The organism is Paraburkholderia sp. IW21 (assembly GCF_041321145.1).
GTDB lineage: Bacteria > Pseudomonadota > Gammaproteobacteria > Burkholderiales > Burkholderiaceae > Paraburkholderia.
In genome coordinates, this window is sequence record NZ_JBGGWA010000019.1 from 26,791 (window position 1) to 37,709 (window position 10,919).

The window sequence follows — 10,919 nt, forward strand, 5'->3', positions numbered from 1 at the left end:
CCACAAATGCGCTTGCCGTGAACGGCACAGGCCGAACGCACATCAGTCAGACTGCATTTCCGCTGTCGGTTGGCGCGACATTGCGCCTTAACTGGAGTACCTCGCCCGCCTGAATCACGGAATGGCAGATATCGTCGATCGTGACGCGCTTTTCCATGGCTTGAGCGCGTAACATCTCGTAGGCTTCGCTCTCGCCGACCTGATGCATCAGCATCAAGATTTCCTTTGCCTCACTCAGGTGTCGGCTGTCGAGAAGCTTTTGCTCAAGCTTCGCGATTCTCTGCGCGTTCTGACGTGCTCGCCTGGCGTGGTGCAACGCCATCACGATCGCCGACAGCAATCCCGACGCGCGAATCGGTGTGGTGATGATGCCGTCCGATCCCATCTTGATGGCCTGATCGATGAATGTAGGGTTCTCATAGGTGACGACGCAGATGAGCGGCGGAGCGTCAGGACCGAACCATTCGTCTTTAGGCGCACGCTCCTCCGGCCGTAGCGCCCGGAAAACAAGATCGACCTTGTCCGGCAACACGTCGGATGGAGGCCAGACCGTCTCTACCTCGAAGCCTATACGCCGAAGGTGGTTCGTCAGCGTCAACCCGTCATCGTCCTTGGGATGGAAAACGACCACGCGCAGACTCCGGTTCAGAATCGAACCGGTCAGACTCCGTTGCCCGCTGTCGCCTCGCCCGCTCACGTCAGTATTCCCGCGTGCTGAGTTTCGTCACCCAATCCCCGAGCGTCTGCCGGGTCATATAGGGATCAGGCGCGACGGCGAATTTCGACTCGCGCAAAATGGTGAACTGGCCTTCGGCATTTGCGCGCCCGACCCGGGGATACAGCGCCGTGTGGTGATTGCCGGGATCGATCCGCACTCGTCCCTGCGGCGCGGCGTACTCCATCCCAAGCAGATGCGGCATGATCCTGGCGATCTCATCGGAGCCGGCGAGTTCGAATGCCCGAGCAAACATGTGCATTTGATAGTAAGCCGCCTCCCAATTCATGTCGGTCGGTGTATCCGCGCCGAACCGCGCCTGATGATGCCGTAGCGCGGCATGATTCTCGGCTGTGTCGATACTCTGGAAGTAGGGCGCCGCCGTGAAGTGGCCGGCGGCCACGCCTTGCTTCATCGCGTGGATTTCGGTCTCGGAGGTATTGAGGCTTGCGATTGGCATCGTCGATGAATCGAGGCCGGCTTGCGCATACGCTTCGTAAAGGTGTGGCACGGTCTTGCCGATCACGGTAGAGAAGATCCAGTCGGGCGCTTTCCGCTTGATGTCCGCGGCAACCTTGGCGAAGTGTCCCGCGGGCGCGTCCAGTTCAAGATAGCGTTCGCCAAGGATCGCGCCTTCCGGATGCTGCAACAAAAGCTCCTGCATGGTCCGATTGCATTCATACGGGTACACATAGCGCGAGCCGACCATGTAGACACGCGCGCCGAACGTCTCGGTCATGAAGTCCGCGAGCTGAACACCGTTCTGGTTGGGCGACGCTCCGCTATAGATGATGTTGTCCGAGTATTCGAAGCCTTCGTACTGCTGCGAATAGATCAGCAGCCGATTGTACTTTTCCACGACCGGCAGCATCGCCTTCCGGCTCGTGGATGTGTATCCGCCGAAAATGACGTTCACGCCGTCTTTCAGGATCAGCCGCTCTGCAAGCTCGCGAAAAGCGGCAGGATCAGAAGCGGGATCGTAGTGAATGGCAACCAGTTCGCGGCCGGCAATTCCGCCCCGGTCGTTGATTTCCTCCAGGGCCAAGGCGGCGCCGCGCCGCTGGGATATCTCCAGCAGCGAAGTCGAGCCGCTGCTGGAAGTGAGAAGCCCCACTTTGATGGGATCAGATAAAGCCATTTCGTGCCGTGCCCGACATGAGTAGCTGAACGCGGGACCACCCTGTTTTCAGGTGGTCCCGCGCTTCGGCCGTTCTATTTGAGGTAGCGCTTGGCTACCATCGCCCCAACGGTGTATTTCGGATCCACAAAGTTCCCAAGTCGAACCTTGCCCACCTGACTCAGCATCATATACGCATCCCACTTGTCGAAACCATATTCCGCAGCCATCCAGAGCACGAGTTCCCGGTACGCGATCCGCGTTGCATCTTCGAGCGGACGTGCGCTGCCGATGCTCATCAAGGCATCCTCGTTCTCCAGTCGCGGCCACGCGATCTGCCAGTTCTTGATGAGGTCGACGCGGACGGTGGTCGTGCTCGCGTACTCGACGGCCGTGCCGCACACCTCGCCGTCGCCCTGACAGGCGTGTGCATCGCCGATGAAGAGCCGCCCTCCCGGCGAGCGCACGGGAAGATACGTGATGCTGCCAGGGCCCATGTCGGGCACATCCATATTGCCGCCGTGCGAATCGGGCGTGAGCGAATTGATCGAGTCGATCTCGGGCGAGAGGCTCAACGTGCCGATGTGCGGACGGTACGGAAGCGTATGGCGACGGCTCCAGTACACGTTTTCTTCATCGATCTTGATCTTGCGGACAATCTCCGGCAGCGGCTCGTTCAGGAGTGCCGTATAGTCGGTGCCCGTCAATCCGCCGAAATTCGGGATCATGCAGCAGAATCCGTGCGGATCGTCGCCGCGCGGCGCCATCTTCTCGATATGCACGGCAATGACGTCGCCCTTCTCCGCGCCCTCGATCATGATGGGGCCATTCTGCGGATTCAGGAACGGCACGGTCAGCAACTCGGATGGCTTATCCGTTTCGGAAGTGATCTTGCCCTCGAACGCGTCCCGGGTGTCCACCACCACGCGGTCGCCTGGTTTGACATGCATCACCGGCTGCGAGTACGGCCCGATCGTGTAGTGAAAGGTCTTCTGCAATTCCTCGGTGAGATGGTGCTCCACCGGATCGCGATCAGCGCCGACGCCTCGCTTCATCATGATTGATTCCTCAAGCCATTTCATCTTTGCGTCTCCGTTACAGTGCCAGATACTGGCGAATCAGTTCTTCGTCGGCGAGTTGCGCGGGGCTCAACGTATCCACGATGCGTCCCTTGTCCATCACGCAGCAGCGCGTCGCGATACTTTCGACCATCCCCATGTCCTGCTCGACCAGGAGCACGCCGATACCGGTCTCCTTCGCGATCTTCAAAAGCGTCTCGCCGATCAGGTCGACAATCGATGGCTGAATGCCTTCCGAGGGCTCGTCGAGCAACAGGATTCTTGGCGCGCTGATCAGCGCCCGCGCTATCGCGAGTTGCTGCTGCTCGCCGCCGCTCATCGTGGCGGCCTTCTGCTGCAGCTTTGCTTTCAGCACCGGGAAGTAGCCGACGACCTTCTCCTTCATCTCCGCCGCGCGTGCCCTGTTTGCCTGCGCCCCGACCTGCAGATTCTCCGCAACGGTCAACGCGCCAAAAATCTCCCGCCCCTGCGGGACGTAGCCGATTCCTTTCTGCGCACGCGAGTAGGGTTTGTCGTGTCCGACCTCGTCGCCATCGAGCCGAATGCTGCCCGCACCCAGCGGCACGAGTCCGATCAGCGCGCGCATCAAGGTGGTCTTGCCCACCCCATTGCGCCCGATCAACGCGAGAATCTCACCACGGTCGATGCCCAGGGTCACCCCGTTCAGCACGCGCCCGCCGCCATAGCCGCCTTCGATTCCGGACACTTCTAGCAGCACGCTCATTTCTTCCTCCCGAGATAGATTTCGGCGACGTCGTCGCGAGCGAGAATCTCCTCCAGCGGGCCGTCCGCGAACAGCCGTCCGCCATGCAAAACGCTGACGCGCGACGCGATCTGCTTGACGAAGGTCATATCGTGCTCGACCACCATGATGGTCAATCCCGCTTCGCGGAGCTGCATGATCAGTTCGCCCGTCGCGTGCGTTTCCTCGACCGACATTCCCGCTACCGGTTCATCCAGGAACAGCAGCTTTGGCCGCAGCGAAACCGCCATCGCGATCTCCAGCCACTGCTTCTTGCCGTGCGACAGGTTGGCCGCGAGTACCGACCCTTCCCGCTCCAGCATGAAACGGTGAAGCAATTCGTCGATGCTTTCGGGACGATCGTCTTTGGCGCGGTGCAAGCCCAGTTGAAGGTGTTGACGCACAGTCAGATCGGCAAAGACTCCGGGGATCTGGAACTTGATGCTCATGCCCATGCGGATGCGCTCATGCGGTAGCACATGGCTCATGTCGCGGCCGAGAAAATGCACACTGCCTTCAGACGGCCGATGTTCGCCGGTGATGAGCTTGAAGAACGTGCTTTTTCCTGCGCCATTTGGGCCAATCACGCAGCGGATCTCGCCTGCATCGATCCGGAAGTCGATTCCGTTGATCACGTGTGCACCACCGAAGCGCTTGGTAAGTGCGTGAGTCTCGAGTAAGGCGGTCACGATTTGCTCCCCTTTTGCGCCTCGAAGGCATCGTTGAGCTCGCGTTGCGTCCGCGCCTGTTCGCGAATCCCCATGCGTTGCAGATGTTTAAGCACGAACGGAAACAGTCCTTCAGGTGCGAAGAGCACCACGATGAGAAGAATCGCGCCCATCAGGATCAGCGCGTACTGGCTGCCGTATACCGCGAGATTCTGCGAGAGCCACACCAGCAGACCCGTTCCGAGGATCGCCCCGCCGATGCTCTTGCGCCCAGCGGTCGCGACCCAGATGATGGGCATCGCGGCGGATGTGAGCCCCATCGTCGACGGCGTGATATAGGAACCCCAGATCGTGTAGAGCGCGCCTGACAGGCCGCCGAGGGTACAGCCGAACACGAAGATCAGAAGCTGGTGCCGGCGAATGTCGACGCCGAGCATTTCGGCGCGCTGCGGATTCTCCCGGATCGCCACGAGCGTGAGACCGAAGGTGCCATCGAGCATCTTGCGCGTGACCCAGTACACGATGAGCAGCAGGATCAGCACGAGGTAATAGAAGCTCGTGTTCTCCAGCGTTAGCGGACCGCCTGGCCAGGGAATCGAGAGTTGCGGCATGCCGCCCATGCCGTTGTAACCATTGAGCCGCGCCTCGCCGATCGCCCATTGTGGCCCGGCGGTCTGCGCCATGAACGTTTCGAGCACGAGGGTGACTGACAATGTCACGATGCCGATGAACACGCCCTTGATGCGGCCATAGAAGATCATGTAGCCAATCAGCGCCGCCGCGACGACACTGACCAGCAGTCCGATCAGGAGCCCTGTCCACGACGTGATCCAGCTGTCGCTCAGATTGAGCGTGACGATCCCATAGGTATAGCCTGAGAGCCCGAAGAACGCGGTCTGGCCGAAAGAGAGGATGCCGCCGTGGCCCCACATCGCTGCAAGTCCGACGGCGCAGAACGCCCACACCAGGCAGTAGGCGAAATTGCCGCTCGCATTGCTGTTCACGAACAGTGGCAAACAGAACGCGACTATCCACGGCACGTATTTGATCGCCAGCGAAATCGCCCGTGTGCGCGAGGTATGCCGCGGCGCTGAGTTCAGTTGATTCACGACGTGCTCCTAGCGCGAGCGAGTGAACAGATTGCCAAGCCCTTGCGGCATCAGGCGAATCACGACGATGACGGTAACCAGCAAGCCTATCTGGCCGAACAACTGGCCGTAGGACGCCGTCAGTCCGGTCTGAATGATTGCCAGGATGCCTGCGGCGGGCGTCGTGCCGGCGATGACGTTGGCGCCACCCACCACCACGGAGACGAACGCTTGCACGATGAAATTGCTGCCCATGTTCGGCACCGCCGTCATCGTCGGGGCATACAGTGCGCCGGTCAGGCCTGCGAGGCCGGCACCGAGCGCGAACGTCAGCGTGTAGAGCCGGTCGGTGCGCAGCCCCAGGCACTGCGCGGTCCTTGCGTTCTGGATCGTCGCGCGCGCGCAGACGCCATAGTTGGTCTTGAAGAACAACACGTACAGTGCGAACAGGATGCCGAGCGCGATACCCGGCAGCACGGCGCGATACGTCGAGAAGGAGTATTCGCCGACCGAGAACGAACCGAACGGCGTTCCGATCCCCTCGAGCGACGGACCGGCGACGAGCAGCATCGTCTGCTGCACGATAATGCTGATTGCCCACGTGGCGACGACCGAGTCGAACAGCCGGTCGTACAGGTGCCGGATGACGAGGCGTTCAATGATCACGCCGGCGACAGCCGCAGCCAATGCGCCGAGCAGCATGGCGAACGGGAGGGGTACGCCGTGCTTGGCGGTGATGATGGTCACATACGCCCCGCACATGATGAACTCACCATGCGCGAGGTTGATGACGCCCATCATCCCGAAGATCACCGCAAGTCCGAGGGCTGCGAGAACGAGGTACGCGAAGTTGTCGCCGAACTGGTAGATCAGCGAATAGAGAACAGACAACGTGGTCATGAAGCCCCCACCCAGGTTGCCGGCGCGCTCACCCGATGCACGGTTGAGCGCGCCGAAATCGACTCACCATCAAACGCGGGACCAGTCCCTGTTTCATGACTTCTTAGGCAAATTCGTCGGCGTGTACTGGCGATGGTCGGGCTTGGCCGGCAGGTCGCATCCAACCTTTCCGAGCCAGTACGGCTGAACGTTGTCCCAAACCTTCGGAATCTCGACCGAGTGGTCTGCCTTCACGTGCACGAGGTAGATGGTGTGACTCAGGTGGTGGCTCTTCGGGTCGATGCACACTTTGCCCGACGGGCCGTCGGTACAGATTCCGCCGCTTTCCAGCGCCTTGCGCACCGCGTCCTGGTTGATGGACTTCGCTTTCTCGGCGGCTGCCTTGTACAGGTAGATGGCGTCGTAGGCGTTGGCAGCTTCCTGGTTGATGTACGGCTCGTTCGGGAATTTGGCGTGGAAGCGTTTCTTGAAGTCGTTGCTCGCCGGCGTATCGACTTCTTCCACATAGTTCGCCGTCACGTACATGTCCTTGAGTGCCGGTGCTTTGAAGCGCTTGTGCTCGTAGGCCTGGCCGACGTTCACTGAACTCGCCATCGGCAGATTCAGGTGGGCTGACGCCTGCTGCTCGTAGTACGACGCCTGGTTTGCGCCGACAAGCAGCGTCACGACGAAGTCGGGCTTGGCCTTCTGGATGTTCTGGATCGTCTGGCCGAACTGGGAGACGCTAAGCGGGATGAATTCCTCGCCGACCATCGTGCCGCCGTTTTCCTTCACGATGTTGCGCACCCACTCAGCCGAGATCTGACCGAAGTTGTAGTCGGCGGCAATCGTATAGACCTTCTTGCCGAACTTCTGCATCATCCATGGCAGCAGTGTCGAGAACTGCTGTTCAGGGACGGCGCCGGTGACGAACGTGTTGGTATCGCATACGCCGCCTTCGTACTGATTGTCGTACCAGTAGAGTTGGTGAGCGCGATCCATGATGGGCCGGATCGCCTCGCGCGACGCGCTGGAAAACGCGCCGAAGATGACATCGGCCTTATCGGTCTGGATCAGGCGGCGCGACAGTTCCTGGAATTTCGTGTTGTCCGACTGCGTATCGTAGGCAATCAGTTGGATTGGCCGGCCCATGATGCCGCCCTTGGCGTTGATCTCATCGACTGCCAGTTGGGTGGCGTGGATCTTGGGGATTGTCGCCAGTGCAAAATTGCCCGAGGCGTCTTCGAGCAAGCCGATTTTCACGGGGTCCGCCGCGGTTGCGGCGAGTGATGAGCAGGCAAGTCCTACGGCGACGGCCATACGTATCCAGCGGAACGGCTTTGGCGACATTCGTCTTCTCCAGAAGTGGGTTCGAATCGACAAAAAGGACAAAAAAAAGCCCCCTGACGAACCATTGGTTCGTCAGGGGGCTTCTATGCCGGGCCCTCCGGCGGACATCTTTGTCAGGCCGTGAGGAGGATGCTCGATACTAGGGCGCCGAAATTGCGGATGTCAACGTAAATCAAAAAACCCTTGATCCGGTTGCACTGCAGCGTGCTGCCACGCGATGAATAACATTTAATGAACTCACGCCCGGCGAGCGTCAGCCTTTCCAACATGGGCATCCGCCAGCGCCGCACTGATCGGGGGAGTTCCCGGCTTTCAGTCCTTCACCCCTTCATCCGTCTTATTACTGTTTCGACGAACCTCCCGCGCCAACCCGCGCTACCGCAGCTTTCCCACCACCTGCAAGCTGATCGAGTCACACCATGTTAAAGCGCAGAACCTTCCTGCTGGGCGGCGCCGGCGCTGTTGGCGTGCTGCTGGTAGGCTGGTCGGTGCTGCCGCCGCGACAGCGCCTCATCGCGTCCACGCCGCTGCCGGTCGAAGACACCCAGGTCGCACTCAATGGCTGGGTCAAAATCGCCGCCGACAACAGCGTGACGATCATGATGTGCAAAGCGGAAATGGGGCAGGGTATCCACACCGGTCTCGCGATGCTGCTGACCGAAGAACTGGACGCCGACTGGTCGCAGGTGCGCGTCGAACACTCGCCTGTCGACAAGATCTACAACAGCGTGCAGAACATCATCGACGATCTGCCGTTTCGCCCGGACGACGACAGTACGGTCAAACGCGCCACGGTCTGGATGACCCGCAAGCTGGTGCGCGAGGCCGGCACGATGATGACGGGTGGTTCATCGAGCATCAACGATCTATGGACGCCGATGCGCGAGGCCGGCGCCTCGGCGCGCGCGATGTTGATCGGCGCGGCCGCCGCGCAATGGAAGGTGCTCCCCCGCGAATGCCGCGCGGAAGGCGGCTACGTACTGCACGCGTCAGGCCACAAGGCAAGCTTCGGCGAACTATCGGCGATGGCCGCGCAGCAACCGCTGCCGCGCAAGGTTGCGCTAAAAGATCCCGCCGACTTCAAACTGATCGGCAAGCCGATACGCCGCATCGAAGCCTCATCGAAAATCAACGGTACGGCTCGCTTCGGCATCGACGCGCTACCCGACGGCCTCTTATACGCGAGCGTGGTGATGTGCCCCACGCTCGGCGGCACGGTGGCGCATTTCGACGCATCACCTGCCACGAAAATGCCCGGCTTCATTAAGGCATTCGCGCTAGCGCCATACGCCGGCGGCAGCGGCGGCGTCGCGGTGATCGCGGACAACCCGTTCCGCGCGATGAACGCAGTCAGCGCCGTCGACGTGGCGTGGCGGGACGGCGCCGCGGCCACGCTGTCGAGTGCCCAGATGCAGCGCCGTCTCGCGCAAGCACTGGACGACAGCGACGGCCACGCCTACTACCATCGCGGCGATGTCGATGCTGCGTTGAGCGGCGCGGCGCGAACCCTCACCGCCGAGTACTACGCCCCGTATCTCGCACATGGCGCGGTCGAGCCGGTCAATTGCACCGTACAGGTGGCGGACGGTACGGCCACTGTCTGGGTTTCCACGCAAATGCCCGCACTCGCGCGGCAACACGTCGCGAACGTGCTGGATATCGACGCCGACAAAGTCTATGTGCAAGTGCAACTGCTGGGCGGTGGCTTCGGACGGCGTCTGGAGCTCGATTTCATCTCGCAGGCCGCAGCGATTGCACGCGAGGGCGGCGGCCTGCCGGTGCAAACGATCTGGTCGCGTGCGGAGGACTTCACCCACGATTTCTATCGCCCGGCGTGCGTGTCGCGACTGAAGGCCGGTTTCGACAAAAACGGCAAGCTGGTCGCGTGGCATGCCACTTCGGCGAGTCAGGCAATCGTGCCGGAATCGCTCGCGCGTTATTACGGCGTGCCGCGTATTCCCATCGACAAAACCACCTGCGAAGGCGCGTTCGACCAGCCCTACGAATGGCCCACCGCGCGCGTGGCGCACAAGATCGTCGAATTGCCGGTGCCGGTCGGGTTCTGGCGGTCGGTCGGCCATTCGCATCAGGCGTTTTTCACCGAAAGTTTCACCGACGAACTCGCCGCGTCCGCCGGCCAGGACCCGATCGCATTTCGCGCCGCGCTGCTTGCGCAGCATCCGCGCCACCTGGCGGTGTTAAAGCGCGCGGCGCAGCTGTCGGATTGGGGGCGCCCGCTGACACGCGCAGCCGATGGCGCAAAGCGGGCGCGTGGCGTCGCGCTGCACGAGGCGTTCGGCAGCGTCGTCGTGCAAGTGGCGGAAGTGTCGCTCGGGCCGAGCAAGCAGATTCGCGTCCATCGGGTGGTCTGCGTGATCGACTGCGGACTGCCGGTGAATCCGAATCTGATCCGTCAGCAAATGGAGAGCGCGATCGTGTTTGGGCTTTCGACCGCGTTGCAGGACGAAATCACGCTCGTCGACGGCCAGGTGCAGCAGAAGAACTTTCTCGACTTCCCGATCGTGCGGATGAACGATTGTCCGGTGATCGAAACGGACATCATGCCGAGCCGGATGCACCCGCAAGGCGTCGGTGAACCGGGGGTGCCGCCGATCGCGCCGGCGGTAGCCAATGCGGTGTTCGCGCTGACCGGCCAGCGCTTGCGCGCGTTGCCCTTGAAGCTCGCCTGAAGGTCGAACTGGCGGAGGAGAACAGCATGGGATCACTCAACATCAACGGCCGGGCGGTGGCCGTGCAGGCCGAGCCGGACATGCCGCTCTTATGGGTACTGCGTTGCGACCTCGGCATGACCGGGACCAAGTTCGGCTGCGGCGTGGGTATTTGCGGTGCTTGCACGATTCATCTGGACGGCAAGGCGGGTCTCGCGTGTCAGACGCTGATGTCGAGCTTGCACACGCAGAAGATCACGACGATAGAAGGCGTGCAGGGCGCCGAAGCGCAGGCACTGAAAGCGGCGTGGATCGAACTTGACGTGGTGCAATGCGGCTATTGCCAGAGCGCGCAGCTGATGGCGGCCTGCGCGCTGCTCAAGCAGAAGCCCAACCCCACCGATGCCGACATCGACGCGGCAATGTCCAACGTCGTGTGCCGTTGCGGCACGTACCCGCGGGTGCGGGCGGCGATTCACCATGCAGCCGCGAGGCGGCGCCCCGCTTAGCGCCCCCCACGCCGCGCAGGCACATGAGCCTGCGCGAGCCGCTCAAGCTCAGTTCGCCAGCATCTCCACGACGGCGACGACCACCGTGAAAACGCCGATGCAG

General features: G+C 61.5%; 10 protein-coding genes. 2 read left to right on the plus strand and 8 right to left on the minus strand.

What is annotated here, in order from left to right:
- Positions 1-46 precede the first annotated feature (46 nt).
- From ACAX43_RS30815 to ACAX43_RS30850, 8 genes are all read right to left on the minus strand, one after another.
- Positions 47-697: an ANTAR domain-containing response regulator gene (locus tag ACAX43_RS30815; RefSeq protein WP_370712122.1), complete on the minus strand. Its 651-nt coding sequence runs from the start codon at positions 695-697 to the stop codon at positions 47-49.
- A 1-nt stretch (position 698) separates the two neighbouring features.
- Positions 699-1,853, minus strand: coding sequence for a transporter substrate-binding domain-containing protein (locus ACAX43_RS30820; protein WP_370712123.1), 1,155 nt, complete (start codon positions 1,851-1,853; stop codon positions 699-701).
- Positions 1,854-1,927: 74 nt separating this feature from the next.
- The gene (locus ACAX43_RS30825) at positions 1,928-2,914 is read right to left on the minus strand and encodes an acetamidase/formamidase family protein (RefSeq protein WP_370712124.1); all 987 of its coding nucleotides are present in this window, start codon (positions 2,912-2,914) and stop codon (positions 1,928-1,930) included.
- A 13-nt stretch (positions 2,915-2,927) separates the two neighbouring features.
- On the minus strand, positions 2,928-3,635 hold the full coding sequence (locus ACAX43_RS30830) for an ABC transporter ATP-binding protein (protein WP_370712125.1): 708 nt from the start codon (positions 3,633-3,635) through the stop codon (positions 2,928-2,930).
- Entirely contained in the window at positions 3,632-4,342 is a 711-nt protein-coding gene (locus tag ACAX43_RS30835) for an ATP-binding cassette domain-containing protein (protein WP_370712126.1), read from the minus strand. Before ACAX43_RS30835 ends, ACAX43_RS30830 begins: the two co-directional genes overlap by 4 nt.
- Positions 4,339-5,430, minus strand: coding sequence for an ABC transporter permease (locus tag ACAX43_RS30840; RefSeq protein ID WP_370712127.1), 1,092 nt, complete (start codon positions 5,428-5,430; stop codon positions 4,339-4,341). Before ACAX43_RS30840 ends, ACAX43_RS30835 begins: the two co-directional genes overlap by 4 nt.
- A 9-nt stretch (positions 5,431-5,439) precedes the next feature.
- Positions 5,440-6,309, minus strand: coding sequence for a branched-chain amino acid ABC transporter permease (locus tag ACAX43_RS30845; protein WP_370712128.1), 870 nt, complete (start codon positions 6,307-6,309; stop codon positions 5,440-5,442).
- A 93-nt stretch (positions 6,310-6,402) separates the two neighbouring features.
- Positions 6,403-7,638, minus strand: a complete 1,236-nt coding sequence (locus tag ACAX43_RS30850) for an urea ABC transporter substrate-binding protein (RefSeq protein WP_370712129.1) — start codon at positions 7,636-7,638, stop codon at positions 6,403-6,405.
- A gap of 419 nt (positions 7,639-8,057) precedes the next feature.
- Between ACAX43_RS30850 and ACAX43_RS30855 the strand changes: the two genes are divergently transcribed.
- A complete protein-coding gene (locus ACAX43_RS30855; RefSeq protein WP_370712130.1) occupies positions 8,058-10,328 on the plus strand; it encodes a molybdopterin cofactor-binding domain-containing protein in 2,271 nt (756 codons plus the stop codon).
- A 26-nt stretch (positions 10,329-10,354) separates the two neighbouring features.
- On the plus strand, positions 10,355-10,816 hold the full coding sequence (locus tag ACAX43_RS30860) for a (2Fe-2S)-binding protein (protein WP_370712131.1): 462 nt from the start codon (positions 10,355-10,357) through the stop codon (positions 10,814-10,816).
- Positions 10,817-10,919 lie beyond the last annotated feature (103 nt).